Raw genomic sequence first — 16,222 nt, 5'->3', positions numbered from 1 at the left:
CGCCATTAATTTTGTATTTATGAGCGCTACGTCGAAGAAAGTCGTCCGCGGCGCTTTAAAACTTACTCTCTAAGCGTCAGGCCACTGTCTGCATCCCAGCCACCGCCCAATGCGGCAATCAACTGAACACTGGCAATCAGCCTGCTTTGTAACACGCTCAGCACACTACGCTCATTGCTAAGTGCAGTGGCCTGGACGTTGACGACATCCAGATAGCCGATCAGTCCGGCTTTGTACTGGTTACTGGTCAAGCGCAACGAGTCTCTAGCGGAAACCAGCGCCTCCTGGCGCACGGCAGCCTCCTGCTCGTATACCTTGAGCTGTATAAGGTAGTTTTCTACCTCCTGAAAACCGTTGAGAACCGTTTGCCGATACTGAGCAACGGTCTGGTCGTAGACGGCCTCGGAGCGGTCGACCTCCGCCGTCCGCCGTCCGCCATCGAACAGGGTCATCGCCAGCTGCGGTCCTACCGACCAGAAACGGTTGGGCAGGCTGATCCAGTTGGCGAAGGTACTGCTGTTGTAGCCACCGCTCATGCTCAAGGTGAAGTCCGGATAGTATGCAGCCTTGGCAACCCCGATGTTGGCGTTGGCGGCCATCACCGAGCGCTCGGCGGCAGCGATATCAGGTCTACGCTCCAGCAGCTGGGAAGGCAGACCGGGTGGAATCTGCGGTAATTGCGGTATCGATGTCGTGGCGGCCAGACTGAACTCTGCTGGCGCCATCCCCATCAGCACGGCAATGGCGTTCTCGAACTGGGCACGTTGCCAGGCCAGATCGATCAGGTCGGCCTGGGTGCTTTTCAACTGAGTCTGCGCTTGCGCCACCGCATCACTGCCCGAGATACCTGCACGGTACTGGTTCCGGGTCAGGTTCAGTGAGCGCTGATAGGCTTCGACAGTGGATTCAAGCAGGCGCTTCTGCTCGTCGATGACCCGCAGCTGCAAATAGTTCTGTACCAGCTCCGATTGCAGACTAAGACGCATGGCAGCCAGGTCAGCAAGGCTCGCCTGTGCGCTGGCAGTGTCGGCTTCAAGCCCGCGACGCAACTTGCCCCAGATATCCGCCTCCCAACTGACGCCGAGCTGTGCGTTATAACTGTTGCGGATGCCCGACACACTGTTGCCACTATTCGATGTACCGGTGCCCTGCCCTGAACGGGTCTTGCCGGTGGTCAGGTCCAGAGTCGGAAAGAATGCGCCTCTGGAACTGCGCACCAGCGCTTGCGCCTGTCGATACTGCGCGTCGTATTGAGCGACGGTCTGGTTAGAGGTATTGAGCCGCTCGACCAGCGCGTTCAATTGAGGGTCTCCGTACACCTCCCACCAGGCGCCTTTGACCATTGCGTCACTCGGCGTGGCCGCACGCCAGCCCGCGGCGGCCTTGAAATGCACGGGCGCTGCCGCTGACGGCTTCTGGTAGTCCGGCCCGACCGCGCAGGCACTCAGCAGCACGATGCAGAGCCCCAGCCCGATTGGACGAATCAGCCCCTTCGGGCGGGATATGAATGCCAGGCGTTCGGTCATAGCGGGGTTTCCAGAGCAGCATCGGTACGCACGCCGCGCCATTTGTTGTAACGATGGCGCAGACGGTCGAGATAAAGGTAAACCACCGGAGTGGTATAGAGGGTCAGAATCTGGCTGAAGATGAGCCCGCCAATGATCGTCAAACCCAGGGGTTTGCGCATCTCGGCACCTTCGGCGGTGCTCAGCAGCAGCGGCAAGGCGCCGAGAATCGCCGCCATCGTGGTCATCAGAATCGGGCGCAGGCGTTGCAGACAAGCGCTGCGGATCGAGTCCTGAGGGGTCATGCCCTGATCGCGTTCCAGGTGCAGCGCCAGGTCGATCATCATGATGGCGTTCTTCTTCACCACGCCGATCAGCAAAAACAGCCCCAGCAGGGAGATCAGGCTGAATTCGCTGCCCAGCACATAGATCGTCAGCAGTGCGCCAACTCCCGCCGATGGCAGGGTCGAGAGAATCGTCAACGGATGAATGTAGCTTTCATAAAGGATCCCCAGCACCAGATACACCGCCAGCAACGAGCCGAGGATCATCCACGGCTGGCTTTCCTGGGTCGAGGCGAATGCGTTGGCGGTGCCAGCCATCTTCGAAATGATGTCGGCCGGCAGACCGATAGCGGCAATGGCCCGCTCTATAGCTACTGTCGCCTTGTCGAGGCTGGCACCCTCGGCCAGATCGAAGGAAATGTTCTCGGCCGCGAACTGACCGTCATGAGACACCCGGTCATTCGCCAGACTACGCTCGTAATGGGCGATGCTCGACAGCGGCACGCGCTGCCCGTCGGATGTGATCACCTGAACCTGCTCCAGGGTCACAGGGTCCCGAGCGTATTTGGGGCTGACCTCCATGACCACCTTGTACTGGTTGAGGCTGTCATAGATGGTCGACACCTGACGTTGACTGTAAGCATTGTTGAGCACCGCCGTGACCATGTTCATGTCGATACCCAGCCGTTTGGCTGTGTCGCGATTGACTACCAGAGTGACCTGTTGCGCGCCGCGACCTTCCCGTGCATCGATGGCCGTCAGTTCCGGGACCGACTTGAGCGCCGCCACGATTTTCGGGTACCACTGGCGCAGGCTGGCAAGGTCGGCACTCTGCACGATGTATTGATACTGCGAGCTGGTCTGTTCACGTCCGCCGCCCAGTTGCAGATCCTGATCCGGGGCCAGGAACAGCCTGCCGCCCGGCACATGCGGCATATTCTTGCGCAGGCGTTCCACTACCTTTTCAGCAGAAAGCTTACGCTCCCCGATCGGCTTGAGGCGCACGATCATGAACGCGTTGTTGGTGCCGCCACTGCCACCGATGAAACCGGCGACACTTTCCACCGCAGGATCGGCCAGCACCGAGCGGCGAAAGGTTTCCATTTTTGGCTGCATGACCGAAAAAGACAGGCCGTCATCGCCACGCACAAAGCCCATCAGTTGCCCGGTGTCCTGCTGTGGCAGAAAGGTTTTGGGCACTACCACATACAGCGCGACATTGACGATGACAGTGATCAGCAGACTGAGCAACGTCAGCCGCGGGTGACGCAGCACCCAGCCCAGCGAGCGATCGTAGCCTGCCACCATGCGGTCGTTGACGCGTTCGCTCCAGCGCTGAAAGGCGTTTTCTGCGGCCGCGTCGTGGGGCTTCAGCCAGCGCGCGCACAACATCGGGGTCAGGGTCAGGGACACAATCAGCGAGACAATGATCGCTACCGACAAGGTGATGGAAAACTCGCGAAACAGACTTTCGACCAGTCCGCCCATGAAAAGTATGGAAATGAACACCGCGACCAGCGAAACGTTCATCGACAGCAAGGTGAAGCCCACCTCCCTGGCCCCCAGAAAAGCTGCTTTCATGGGGTCAAGACCGTTGTGTATGTGCCTGGAGATGTTTTCCAGCACCACAATGGCGTCGTCGACCACCAGCCCGGTGGCGAGGATCAAGGCCATCAACGACAGGTTGTTCAGGGAAAAGCCGAACAGGTGCATGATCGCAAAGGTGCCCACCAGCGATACGGGAACCGCCAGGGTGGGAATCAGCGAGGCCCGAAAACTGCCGAGGAACAGAAAGACCACCATGACCACCAGTACCACGGCGATCAGCAGTGTCATTTCGGCCTCGTGCAGCGTCGCCTTGATCACCGGCGAGCGGTCCATGGCGATATTGAGACTGACACTGGCAGGCAGCACAGCGCGCAAGGCCGGCAACTGTGCCTTGATCTGCGCCACGGTCTCGATGATGTTGGCACCCGCCTGACGGTTCACGACCAGCAAAACCGCCTGATCATTGTTGTAGAAGCCGCTGTTGTAACGGTCCTCTACTGCGTCGCTGACTTTCGCGACATCCTTCAGGCGCAGCGTCGCGCCATCCTTGTAGCGGATGATCAGCGGAGCATAGTCCTTGGCGGTTTCAAGCTGGTCGTTGGCCTGAACCTGCCAGTTGTGCTGATCATCTTCAACAAAGCCTTTGGGCCGCCGCACGTTGGAACCGGTGATGGCGGTACGTACATCGTCAAGCGATATGCCGTACTGGGACAGCATCTGCGGCTCAAGTTCGATACGCACTGCAGGCAACGAACTGCCGCCGATCTGCACTTCCCCTACCCCGGGCACCTGCGACAGGCTCTGTGACAGGATGGTCGAGGCGATGTCGTACAGCTGGCCCTTTTCAAGCACCGTCGACGTCATCGACAGGACCATGATCGGAGCCTGGGACGGGTTGACCTTCTTGTAGGTGGGCATGCTGCGCATACCACTAGGCAGCAGGTTGCGCGAAGCATTGATGGCCGCCTGGACTTCACGAGCCGCGCCGTTTATGTCGCGTTCCAGATCGAACTGCAGAATGATCCGAGTCGTTCCCTGGCTAGAATTGCTGGTCATGGTATTGACCCCGGCAATGCTGCCCAGCGAACGCTCCAGTGGGGTGGCCACGGTGGAGGCCATTACTTCGGGACTGGCACCCGCAAGGCTCGCCGATACCACAATGACCGGGAAGTCCATGTTCGGCAAAGGCGCCACCGGCAGCAGGCGGAAGCTGACGGCCCCCAGCAGCATGATCGCCAGGCTCAGCAGTACAGTCGCCACCGGGCGACGGATAAACGGCGCTGACAGGTTCATGTGTCAGCCCGCTCCATTCGGTCCTGACCGGCAGGCTTGCGACTCCAGCGGCGGCCCAGACGGTCGAAGTAAAGGTAGATGACAGGTGTGGTAAACAGCGTCAGAACCTGACTGAGCAACAACCCCCCGACCATCACCAAACCCAGCGGCTGACGCAGTTCGGCACCGGAGCCGCTAGCCAGCATCAGCGGAATGGCACCGAAAAGCGCAGCCAGCGTGGTCATCAGAATGGGCCGAAAGCGCAGCAGTGCAGCTTCATAGATCGCTTTCTCGGGCGCCACGCCCCGGTTGCGTTCCGCATCCAGCGCGAAGTCGATCATCATGATGGCGTTTTTCTTGACGATGCCGATCAGCAGAATGATGCCGATGATAGCGATCATTCCCAGATCGTTACCGCTGATCAACAGCGCCAGTAACGCACCGACCGCCGCCGAAGGCAGGGTCGAAAGTATTGTAATCGGGTGAATGTAGCTCTCGTAAAGCACGCCCAGCACGATGTACATGGTTACAACCGCTGCCAGAACCAGCAGCAGCGTGCTGGACAGCGATGCCTGAAAGGCTTCCGCGGCCCCCTGAAACTGCGTCTGAACGCCAATCGGCATGCCTATTTCGTGCTGAACCTGCTCGATGACTTCGACCGCCTTGCCCAGTGCGATACCGGGCGCAAGGTTGAACGACATCATGACCGCCGGAAACTGCCCGAGGTGGGCAATGGCCAGTTGTGCCTGACGCTGCTCCACCCGAGCCAGGCTCGACAGCTTTACCTGTGCGCCATCGGTGGTCTTGACGTGGATCTGCTCGAGCGCTTCAGGACCCAGCTCACTGGCCGATGCGGCCTGCAGCACCACCCGGTACTGACTGGCCTGGGTGTAGATGGTGGATATCTGTCGCTGGCCAAAAGCGTCGTACAGCGCGTCGGTAATAGAGGCGACAGTAACGCCTACCCGGCTGGCTGCGTCGCGATCAATGTTCAGATACACCTGCAAGCCCTTGTCCTGCAGGTCGCTGGCTACATCGGTCAACTCGGGTCGTTTGTCCAGCGCGTCCACCAGCTTCGCGCTCCACGTCGCCAGCAACTCGGCATCGGGAGAAGACATGCTGAACTGATACTGGGTACGGCTGACCCGGTCTTCGATGGTCAGGTCCTGCACCGGCTGCATGAACAGGCGAATATCCGAAAGTTTGTCGACTTCCGGTTGCAGGCGCTGAATCACCTCGCTCGCGGTAAGGTCGCGGGCGCTGTGGGGCTTGAGGTTGATCAGCAGGCGGCCGCTGTTGAGTGTTGCGTTGTCGCCATCGACGCCGATGTAGGACGACAGACTGACCACCGCAGGGTCTTTCAGGATGATGTCCGCCAGGGCCTGTTGACGCTGGCTCATGGCTGCAAACGAAACCGACTGCGGCGCTTCGGAAATGCCCTGAATCACGCCGGTGTCCTGCACCGGAAAGAACCCCTTGGGCACCGCGATATAGAGCAGCACGGTCAGCGCCAGAGTGCCTACGGCCACCAGCAGAGTCAGGGGCTGATGCTTGAGTACCCAACGCAGCCTGCCTGCATACACATCGATCAACCAGTCGATCCACGCGCCGCTGGCGCGGTAAAAACGGCTCTGGTCCTCCTCCTTGGGCTCGCGCTTGAGCAGGCGCGCGCACATCATCGGTGTCAGGGTCAGCGATACCACAAGCGATATCAGGATCGCGACCGCCAGGGTGATGGCGAACTCGCGAAACAGACGCCCTACCACATCGGCCATGAACAACAGCGGGATAAGCACCGCTATCAGCGACAGGGTCAGGGATATGAGGGTGAAACCGATCTGCTTGGCGCCCTTGAGCGCGGCCTGCATGGGCGTCTCGCCCTCTTCAATGTGCCGGGAGATGTTTTCCAGCATCACAATGGCGTCATCGACCACGAAGCCGGTCGCAATAGTCAATGCCATCAGCGTCAGGTTGTTGACCGAGAAACCGGCCAGATACATCACACCGAAGGTGCCGACCAGCGACAGCGGCACGGCAATGGAAGGAATGATCGTCGCGCTGAAACGCCGCAGGAACAGGAGCGTGACCAGTACCACGAGCACGATGGCGATCAACAATTCGTGTTGAACATCGGTCACGGAAGCACGAATGGTCTGCGTGCGGTCGGTCAGCACGACGACATCAAGGCCGGCCGGCAGGTTTTCTGTGATTCCGGGCAGCAGTGTCTTGATCCGGTCGACCACATCAATCACGTTGGCGCCTGGCTGGCGCTGAATGTTCAACAGCACCGCCTGACTGCGGTTGGCCCAGGCAGCCAGCCGTTCATTCTCGGCACCATCAACGATTTCAGCCACATCCTTCAGTCGCAGCGGCGCGCCGTTCTTGTAGGCCAGGATCAGGTTGGCGTATTCCTCCGGGGATTTCAGTTGATCATTGGCGTCGAGCATGGAAACCCGGGTCGGACCGTCGAAGTTACCCTTGGGCTGATTCACGTTGGAGGCGCTGATCAGCGTGCGGACATCGGACAGGTTGAGACTGTTGGCTGCCAGGGCCTCGGGGTTGACCTTGATCCTTACCGCCTGACGCTGGCCGCCCGCGATGCTGACCATGCCCACACCACTGATCTGCGAGATCTTCTGCGCCATGCGCGTATCGACCAGGTCATTGAGTTTGGGCAACAGCATGGTTTTGGAGGTGATCGCGAGGGTCAGGACCGGCGTGTCTGCCGGGTTGACCTTGTTATATACCGGAGGTGCCGGGAGGTCGGTCGGCAACAGATTGGTGGCTGCGTTGATCGCAGCCTGCACCTGCTGCTCGGCCACGTCCATGTTGATTTCAAGACTGAAGCGCAAGGTAATGACCGAGGCGCCTCCAGAGCTGGTGGACGCCATCTGGGTCAGGCCCGGCATTTGTCCGAACTGACGTTCCAGTGGCGCGGTCACGGAGCTTGTCATCACCTGCGGGCTAGCGCCGGGGTACAGGGTCATCACGCGAATGGTTGGATAATCAACCTGGGGCAACGCCGACACTGGCAGCAAGGTATAGGCGATCAAGCCAGCCAGTACGATGGCCAGCATGCTGAGAGTGGTAGCGACCGGGCGCAGGATGAACAGGCGCGACATGTTCATACGTTTGGTTTTTCCACCTTACCGAGCGCTGCCGACTTGTCGACGCCGCTGTCAGGCTTGCCTTGCAGCTTCTGCCCTGGGCCTGCCGGAACATCCTTGCTGTCGTTGACGACTTCGACTTCCGCGCCATCGCGCAGACGATCGGTACCCTCCAGCACGACTCGCTCGCCGACCGCCAGACCCTCAGTGATGACCGTAGAGGTTTCATCACTGGGGCCGGTCTTGAGCAATTTGAGTTTGACCTTCTTTTCACCGTCGAGCACATACACAAAAGTGCCGTCCGTGCCGAACTGCACGGCCGCCGTCGGCACTAGAACAGCCTGCTTCAGGGTGTCGGCTCGCAGCCGCACGTTGACGAACTGATTGGGGAAAAGGATTTCGTCACCGTTATCGAAACGCGCCTTGAACTTCAGGGTACCGGTCGCCACGTCGATCTGGTTGTCGAGGCTGGCAAGCACGCCGGTGGCTTGCAGTTTTGTATCGCCGCGGTCCCAGGCTTCGACAGGCAGTTTGTCACCCGTGCGATAGCGGGCAATGACCTTTGACAGATCCTTTTCCGGCAGTGTGAACGCTACCGATATCGGTTGAGTCTGGGTAATCACGACCAGCGCAGTGGTGTCATTGGCAGCTACCAGATTGCCGACATCGAGCTGTTTGAGGCCTACACGCCCTGCAATCGGCGCACGAATACGCGTGAAATCCAGGCTCAACTTTGCGTCAGCCACAGCAGCCTGATTGGTCTTGATAGTGCCCTGATACTGACTCACCAGCGACTCGGCCGTGTCCAGTGTCTGTTTGGCAATACTGTCTTCGGCGTACAGGTCACGGTAACGCTTCACATCAAGCTGAGCATTCTTGAGCAGCGCCTGATTGGTCGCCAGCGTACCTTCGGCCTGTAGCAACGCGACCTGATAGCTGCGCGGGTCGATTTCCGCCAGCAAGTCACCTGCCTTGACCATCTGCCCTTCCTGGAAGTAGAGCTTGACCAGTTCCCCCGCCACCCGGCTGCGCACATTGATGGTATTCATCGCCGTTACCGTACCGAGCGCCTTGTAGTAGATCGGAAAGTCGCCCTGCGTTACTGGCGCGACGCGTACCGGCACCGCAACCGCCGATGCACCGAAGCCGGGGCGTGCCATACCGCCCGCACCAGCCTTCTTGCTCTCGGCACCCTTGCCGGAAGTGGCTGCGGGCCAGAACCACCAGCACAGGGCGACAACGACCAGCAGGATCAACAGACTGATCAACCAGCGACGGGATTTACGGGAGCCAGACGATTGCATGAATAAATCAACCATTACAGGTGGGGGTTCTAACAGAAGGGTGAACAATAAGCACAGTTGCGTTACAAGCAAAGCGCCTTTACCAAGCGCTTACTTTTGATAAACGTATGAGGCACAAACAAAAAACGGCCCGAGCGTACTCAGGCCGTAGTACATGTTGCAGAACGTTACTTCAATACTGCCAGTGCGGCATCGTAGCCTGGTTCTTCGGCGATTTCCGACACCAGTTCGCTATGCAGTACGTTGTCGTTTTCGTCAAGAACGACGACTGCACGTGCAGTCAGGCCCTTCAACGGACCGTCAGCGATGGCAACGCCATAGTGCTGACTGAAATCGGCACTGCGGAATGAAGAAAGGTTATGAACGTTATCGAGCCCTTCAGACCCACAGAAGCGGGCTTGTGCGAATGGCAGGTCAGCCGAGATGCACAGGACGACGGTGTTGTTCAGGTCGTTGGCACTGGCATTGAATTTACGTACCGACGTTGCGCAGGTCGGTGTATCGACGCTTGGGAAGATGTTCAATACCTTGCGTTTGCCAGCGAAGTCGGCAAGGGTCTTATCGGCAAGACCTGCGCCCACCAGCGTGAAGGCAGGCGCCTTGCTGCCGACTTCAGGCAGGTTACCGTTGACTTGAACAGCACCGCCTTTGAGGGTCACTTGAGCCATGAAACACATTCCTTTTCTGAGAGGATAAAAGAGCCGGAAGTTAAACACGAAAGTGTGCCCCCGGCCTATATCGGATAATTCCGATTTTTTTCAGGAAACCAGTCTGTCCCTGATATCCGGGTGGGCACACAATTCCACCAGCCAGTCGACGAATACCCTGACCCGCCGTGACAGTTGCCGATGAGGCGGGTAAAGCGCCGTCAACGGTAGCGGCGGCGGTCGGTATTCGCGTAACACTTCGATAAGCGCCCCTGTGCGCAACTGCGCAGCAACGTGATAGCGAGGGACCTGGATCAGACCAAAACCCGCATCGCAGGCAGCCACGTAGCCTTCGGCGCTGCTGACGGCAATAGAACGCTCCATGCCATAATCGTCCAGTTCTCCATCGGCCATGAATTCCAGGCCATAACGTTTGCTGGCACGAGTGGCGAAATATTCGATGACCTGATGTTGCCGGAGGTCGTGCAGATCGAGTGGTGTACCGTACCGTTTCAGGTACTCGCGACTCGCACAGGTAATCTGCGTCAGGCTGCCCAGCGGTCTGGCGACAAGCGCATCGTCCAGTGCAGCGCCAGCTCGCAATACACAGTCAACGCCCTCGCGAATCAGGTCGACAGGCCTGTCACTCATGCCTATCTCAAGCCTGATCTGCGGATAGCGCCGTGTGAATTCGGGCAACGCAGGGATAACGATCATGCGCCCCAGGCTGACCGGAACATCGATGCGCAGCAGCCCTTTCGGCTCGATACCCTTCGACGAAAAGGCTGCTTCTGCTTCTTCCAGATCAGCCAGCAGGCTGACGCAACGCAGGTAATAAGCCTTGCCGTCGGGTGTGGTGCTTACCTGACGTGTGGTGCGCTGTAACAGTTGCACACCCAAGTGCGCTTCCAGCTGCTTGATCATGATGGTCACCGACGCACGAGGAACATGCAGACTCTCGGCGGCCTTGGCAAAGCCGCCCAGTTCGACGATACGGGTGAATACGCGCATGGCGTTGAATCGATCCATGATTACCGGAAGCCCGAGTGCAGAGTGTGTGGTCAGGATCACACTGTTTTAACAGGGTAAACCGGTTGAACGAAAACGCTGGCCGCTCGCAGCGGCCAGCGCTATTCAGAAGTCTCTTTTATAGAAAATATCCAGTGAGCTGGCAACACCACTGGCGGCCTCAAGGTAAACCCGCTTGCTCAACAGATAGCGCAACGCAATGGTATTGGCCGGCTCGAAGACACCTACACCATAGCGCAGGCTGAGCTTCTCGGTGATCTTGCCGCTGGCCACCACATTGGTTTTGTCACCGGTCCCCGATGTATCCAGTTCGAAGTCCTTGATACCCAGGTTGTCCGCGAGCTTGCCGGTGGTCGAAGAGCTCCCGGCAACGCCCAGCGCCAAGGCAGCCTGAGCAACCATGTTGTTGTCTTCGCCAGAGGTGCTCAAGGGCCTGCCCATGACCAGGTAGGAAAGCGCCTGCTCCTGACTCATCGCAGGCTCGGAAAACACCTCGGTAGTGGGCTGCTCGGCACTGCCGGTCAGACGAATACCGGCAATCACATCGTCGGTCTGGCGAATGGCCTCGATATCCAGATAGGGCTGGTCCACCGGGCCTGCAAACAGCAAGCGAGCCTTGCGGATGGTCAGCCGTTGCCCATAAGCGCGATAGCGGCCGTCATTGAGATTAAGCTCTCCGCGAGTGTCCAGGTTGTCACCTATGTGTACCTGCCCGACCAGATTGGCGGTCAGCCCGAAGCCGCTGAAACTGAGTGTCTCCTGGCCGACTTGCACGTCGATGTCCATGGCCACTGCAAGTGGCGGCGCACCTTGTTCGGTTTGCTGCCCAACGATCACGGTGTCGCCCGAGAGCTTGACCGTGGACGGCGGCAGCTCCCGTACGGTAATCGTGCCTTTGGGCACCAGCACTTTGCCGGAAATGGCCAGCCGGTCGCCCTTCATGGATATTTTCAGGTCAGGCGCCGCCTCAACCGCAGCATAAGGCTCGACATTGATCGGCAGACGAGACCCCTTGAGGTTCACATCAACCATCAGGTTCTGCCCCCAGGCCACCTGACCGCCAATAGAACCCTGGCCAGTGCTGCCACTTTTCCAACCACCTTCGATTTGCACGGTCTCTCCGGCAATCAACGCTTGAACCTTCAGATCGTGCAGCTCCATCGGCAGCTCGGCACCGGCTACCTCACCGCCTTCAAGGGTTACGCTGCCGTTGACCAACGGCGCGAGCAGGCTTCCCGACAACCGGCCGGCACCGTTCAGCCGCCCGTTGAGTTTCTGCACCGTCGGCGCGAACGGCCTTGCCACCGAGATGTCCAGCCCGGACAGATTGAAGTCACCTGACAGAGTCTTGTCTTTTGCCAGCGGATCGATCTGCGCGTTCAACAGCAAACGGCCCAGTTTCCCGCCCTCAAAGTCCAGACGCGAGTCGATACGCCTGGGGGTCATGGTGCTGCTGAGCTTCAGGGTCTGATAGGGGAAGTCCAGCCACTGCCCTTTATTGCGGACCCGTAGCATGCCGCCTCCGGCATCAAGCGTGATCTGCCCGCTGGGGCCTGCCGCCGGAATGTCGAGCCTCACATACGCATTCAACGCGCCCTTCCAGGCGAAGTCCTTGGGCATCCACTGCGCCAGACTGTCGAGTGGGAAGTTTTCCAACTGATAGCGCAGATGTGGCTCTGGCATCAAGCGCTGGTCGCCGCCGCACAGGCTTGCGGCTCCAGACAGCCAGCAGTGCGCGCCGAAGTTCAGCCTGCCATCGGCCAGGCGCTCGATTTTTGCCGGTTGCTGCAGGCGCCAGTTCTGGCCACCACTTTGCACCGAACCGCTAGCCAGACGACCGCGCCAATCACCCTTTTCAAGCGTGCCGTCCAGTGCAACAGCAAGCTTGAGCAATGGTCCTTGCAGGTCAAGCTTCAACTGCTGGACCTTTAACGTACCCTGCCCGTCAAGCAGCAAGGTGCCTAATGCGGTATCGCCCGCCTGGATGCCTGCACCCTTCAGGCTGATGGTGGCACGCTGCGCCGGATCCAGTCTGGCGTCGAGTGCCAGGCTTTGCAGACGGTTTTCCTGGAACACGAGCTGATTGCCCTGCAAAGCGAGTTTTCCCTCCGGGGCCTGCAGTGTGCCGGCCAGGTCCATGCGACCCTTCGCCTGCCCCGTCAGCCGTGGCCACAACTGGCCCAGACGCGGCAGGTCGATATCAAGCTGCCCTTTCAGTCGCTGCTGCACACTGCCAGCGCCCTGAATGCGGTTGTCACCCAGGCGAATGTTCAGGCTGCCGACATTCCATTGCTGATCGCGACCGTCGGCCCTGACTTGCAATACGGCAGGTTGGCCGCGCAGGCGACCTTTCAAATCAAGGTCCGCAGTGAGTTGCAGCTGCTGGTTTCGGAGCTGACCGCTGCTGCGCAACGGACCTGCCAGTGTTCCGGGCAATTCGGCAACCCAGAACGAAGGATCCAGTGCGCTCAGGTCAAGCGCCGTATCCCAGCCGATACCATCGGCAAATTGCAGATTCAGATGGCCACTGGCCTTGCCTTGTCCTGCGACCAGCTCCAGCTGCGGGAGGTGAACCTCCTGCAGGTTGCCGCTGAACGGACTGACCAGCGTAAAAGCGCCTGCGGGGCCTTTGAGGCTGGCGTTGAAATTGCCCAGATACTGGCCGTCGGTATAGGAAATATCACCTTTGAAACTGTGCAGAGACACCGGCGGTTCGGATTCCAGCGGATACAGTCGCTGCCAAGGGAAGTCCAGCCAGTCGATTGTCGCATCGGCTGAAAGCCCGTTCTGCCAGTTCAGTTTGCCATTAATGGCAAGCCGCTCTTGATCATTGGCGGCCAGGTTCAGTGCCGCAAGCGTTGCACCGCTGGCATCGACTCGCCCTTGCAATACCAGAGCAACCGGGCCTTTGCGGGCTGGCAGACTGGCCGTACCGCCGATCAGATAACCCTCATCCAGATTGCCTTCGGCCGTCAGCAGCAACTGGTCGAGCTGCAGAGTGTCGGGCAGCGCCGAACTCGGCTTGAAGTGGTCGGCAACCAGCTTCAATTGCGCAGGCAGATGCGCTGTCAGAGGCTGCAATTCGCCACTCAGCACGCCCGCCAGGTAACCACTGCTGTCAGCCTTGAGGTGCAGGGTCTTGAGCAAATTACCCTGAATATCCAGAGCCAGCGTCCACGCCTGCCCGTCCTGTGGAGGCAGTTGCAGTTGCCCTTGGGCACTGAGTGGCCAGTCACCCTCGGGTTTGAGCAGGCCGTTGAGGTCCAGAATCAGCGCATCGCGTTGCAGATGCGCGCTGTCTATCTGCAGCCCTGCGGAGGTCCAGTGCGCCGCCAGCTTCAAATCGCGTAATTGCTCGACGCCGTCCAGTTGCAGGCTACCCAGTTGTACGTCGCCCAGTTGCAAGGCCAGCGGCAGGGTGAGCGCTGGCAGGCTGACTGGCTCATCACTGTCTGGCTGGCTGCCAGGGGGAAAATGCAGGAGCACTTGCCCTGCATGCAGGCGGTCAATACACAGCGTCATTTTCAACAGGCAGGCAGGCGTCCATTCGAACTCGGGCGACTGTACCTCGACACGATCCTCGCCCTGCTGCCATATCAAACGGTCCGCATGCCATTGCCCGCCGAGCCGCCCCTGAAAATTCTCGACCTGCAGGCCAGGGACACGTGCCAAAGCCCAGCCACTGCCAGCCTGAGTGCCAAGCAGCAGCCAGACACCGATGACCAGCAGTGCCAGCAACACGATCAGGCCAAGACCGACCGCCTTTGCGCCGCGTTTGATATTGACCTCGTTCAAAGCTCCGGCCCCATCGAGAAGTGCAGACGTATGCCGCCGTCATCGTCCAGAGCGTGCGCCAGATCGAGACGCAACGGCCCCACTGGCGAAACCCAGCGAACACCGAAGCCGACACCGGTTTTCAGGTCCGGCCTGTCAAGGTTGTTGAACGAATTACCCTGGTCGACAAACGTTGCCACACGCCACTTTTCGGCAATCGAATACTGATACTCGACGCTGCCGGCGAACATGTACCTGCCCCCGATGCGATCGCCGTCGGAGTTGGTCGGGGACAGCTTTTGATAGTCGTAGCCGCGCACGCTTTGATCGCCACCGGCAAAAAAGCGCAGCGAAGGCGGTATGGAGGTGTAACCGTCGGTTAGAGTGCCGCCTAGTTGCACGCGACCGAGAAAACGATGGTTCTGGGCGACTGTCGTCAAGCCCTTGAGCAACACGTTGGCATGCACCAGATTGGCATCCGACAACATGCCCTCTTTGGCCACTTGCGTCTCGAACTGCAGACGGTAGCCCTGATGTGGATCGATGCGATTATCGCTGCGCAGGTATGAGTAACTGATGCCTGGCATCAGCAGTGTGCTCAAACCCGCATCATCACCCAGCCGATACTCTTCACGCTGCCATTTGAGAGAAATGACCCGCTCCCAGCCGCTGGGCAGCTTGCTGTGCCATTCCGGCCCGGCAGTCAGCAGCTTGCTGAGGCTGTCAGTGCCCGCGATCTCTTCATACTGATAGCCGCCGGCATACCGCATCTTGTCGGTCAAAGGTGGATCAAGTGGCACGTCGTACCACAGACCGACGTTCTGCCGGGGTGCGGATATCTCCGACTCAAAGCCGTAGCTGTGCCCTTGCGGGTTGGCCCAGTGCCGGGTCCAGTTGGCTTTGCCGCGTGGCCCGACGTCGGTGGAATAGCCCAGACCAAGACCCATCGTGCGCGGCTTGCGGGTTTCCAGCTGGACGATGACCGGAATCACATCGTTCACCGCCGCAGTCGGCGCTGCGTCGACACGCACGCCCTCGAAATAGCCACTGGCCTGCATGTCCTGGGTCAGTTCGGCAATCAGTTGCGAGTCGTATGGGGTGTTTTGCTTGAAAGGCACCATGCGCCTGAGCAGTTCTTCATCGAATGGCGTGTTACCACTGAACTTCACCTGGCCGAGCGTATAGCGCGGACCGCTGTCAAATATAAGCTCGATGTCGGCAACCCCGGCACGCGGGTCGATGGCCAGGCGCTGGCGGGTAAAGCGACCACTGAAAAAACCATAGCGGGATGCCTGGTTCTGGATCAGGCGCTTGGCATCTTCGTAATTGCCGTGGTTGAGTACTGCGCCGGTCGTGAGCGCGTCGCTCTTCGGCACCTTGAAAGCCTTGAGCGACGCTGCCGGCCCGTCGACCCGGATCACCACGTTGCGCAGGTGTACAGGTTCACCAGGTTTGATATTGATGACCAGACGCGGCTCGGCACCGTCCTTTATCTCGCTGTCGATCTGCGCCTGATAATACCCCAGCGCCTGAGCCGCTTTTTCGGCCTGCTGCTCGGCGCCCAGACTGAAGTTGCGCAGCGCCTCTGCATCACGCCCTCCGAGATCGCCGATGTACCCTTCGACGTTTGACTTCAGCTCGGGATTGGCAGGCTCGACCCTTACGTCCAGACGAGCCTCTGCCAGCGCCGCTGCACTTATGGTCATCAGGAAAAGGCTGCCGAATAATCTGAAAAGCTTCATGGGCGAAGAT

8 protein-coding genes are annotated in these 16,222 nt (G+C 59.4%); all 8 read right to left on the bottom strand.

The annotated features are described in order from the left end of the window. Positions 1-62: 62 nt before the first annotated feature. The 8 genes from POR16_RS11825 to POR16_RS11790 all read right to left on the bottom strand — a co-directional run bounded on the left by POR16_RS11825 (position 63) and on the right by POR16_RS11790 (position 16,212). Positions 63-1,526 carry an efflux transporter outer membrane subunit gene (locus POR16_RS11825; RefSeq protein WP_005892904.1) on the bottom strand — a complete coding sequence of 488 codons (1,464 nt, stop codon included), beginning with the start codon at positions 1,524-1,526 and terminating at the stop codon, positions 63-65. Further along, positions 1,523-4,630, bottom strand: a complete 3,108-nt coding sequence (locus POR16_RS11820) for an efflux RND transporter permease subunit (RefSeq protein ID WP_024671498.1) — start codon at positions 4,628-4,630, stop codon at positions 1,523-1,525. Before POR16_RS11820 ends, POR16_RS11825 begins: the two co-directional genes overlap by 4 nt. After that, a complete protein-coding gene (locus POR16_RS11815; protein WP_122381306.1) occupies positions 4,627-7,737 on the bottom strand; it encodes an MdtB/MuxB family multidrug efflux RND transporter permease subunit in 3,111 nt (1,036 codons plus the stop codon). The genes POR16_RS11820 and POR16_RS11815 overlap by 4 nt, the downstream gene beginning before the upstream one ends. Next, positions 7,734-9,035 carry an MdtA/MuxA family multidrug efflux RND transporter periplasmic adaptor subunit gene (locus POR16_RS11810; protein ID WP_024671496.1) on the bottom strand — a complete coding sequence of 434 codons (1,302 nt, stop codon included), beginning with the start codon at positions 9,033-9,035 and terminating at the stop codon, positions 7,734-7,736. The genes POR16_RS11815 and POR16_RS11810 overlap by 4 nt, the downstream gene beginning before the upstream one ends. A gap of 152 nt (positions 9,036-9,187) precedes the next feature. Continuing rightward, positions 9,188-9,688, bottom strand: a complete 501-nt coding sequence (gene tpx, locus POR16_RS11805; protein ID WP_005892911.1) for a thiol peroxidase — start codon at positions 9,686-9,688, stop codon at positions 9,188-9,190. 90 nt (positions 9,689-9,778) lie between these two features. Then, the gene (locus tag POR16_RS11800) at positions 9,779-10,696 is read right to left on the bottom strand and encodes a LysR family transcriptional regulator (RefSeq protein ID WP_005892912.1); all 918 of its coding nucleotides are present in this window, start codon (positions 10,694-10,696) and stop codon (positions 9,779-9,781) included. Positions 10,697-10,801: 105 nt separating this feature from the next. After that, positions 10,802-14,491: a translocation/assembly module TamB domain-containing protein gene (locus POR16_RS11795; RefSeq protein WP_122381307.1), complete on the bottom strand. Its 3,690-nt coding sequence runs from the start codon at positions 14,489-14,491 to the stop codon at positions 10,802-10,804. Continuing rightward, a complete protein-coding gene (locus POR16_RS11790) occupies positions 14,488-16,212 on the bottom strand; it encodes an autotransporter assembly complex protein TamA (RefSeq protein WP_053480059.1) in 1,725 nt (574 codons plus the stop codon). The genes POR16_RS11795 and POR16_RS11790 overlap by 4 nt, the downstream gene beginning before the upstream one ends. Positions 16,213-16,222 lie beyond the last annotated feature (10 nt).

Source organism: Pseudomonas coronafaciens pv. oryzae str. 1_6 (assembly GCF_000156995.2).
GTDB classification, from domain to species: Bacteria; Pseudomonadota; Gammaproteobacteria; order Pseudomonadales; family Pseudomonadaceae; genus Aquipseudomonas; species Aquipseudomonas tremae.
Note: the sequence above shows the minus strand (reverse complement) of the source record. Positions and strands in the feature narration are given on the sequence as shown.

Coding starts and splice junctions, on each gene's coding strand:
- POR16_RS11790 (WP_053480059.1), bottom strand. CDS start 16,212: ATGAAGCTTTTCAGATTATTCGGCAGCCTTTTCCTGATGACCATAAGT.
- tpx (WP_005892911.1), bottom strand. CDS start 9,688: ATGGCTCAAGTGACCCTCAAAGGCGGTGCTGTTCAAGTCAACGGTAAC.
- POR16_RS11800 (WP_005892912.1), bottom strand. CDS start 10,696: ATGGATCGATTCAACGCCATGCGCGTATTCACCCGTATCGTCGAACTG.
- POR16_RS11820 (WP_024671498.1), bottom strand. CDS start 4,630: ATGAACCTGTCAGCGCCGTTTATCCGTCGCCCGGTGGCGACTGTACTG.
- POR16_RS11810 (WP_024671496.1), bottom strand. CDS start 9,035: ATGGTTGATTTATTCATGCAATCGTCTGGCTCCCGTAAATCCCGTCGC.
- POR16_RS11825 (WP_005892904.1), bottom strand. CDS start 1,526: ATGACCGAACGCCTGGCATTCATATCCCGCCCGAAGGGGCTGATTCGT.
- POR16_RS11815 (WP_122381306.1), bottom strand. CDS start 7,737: ATGAACATGTCGCGCCTGTTCATCCTGCGCCCGGTCGCTACCACTCTC.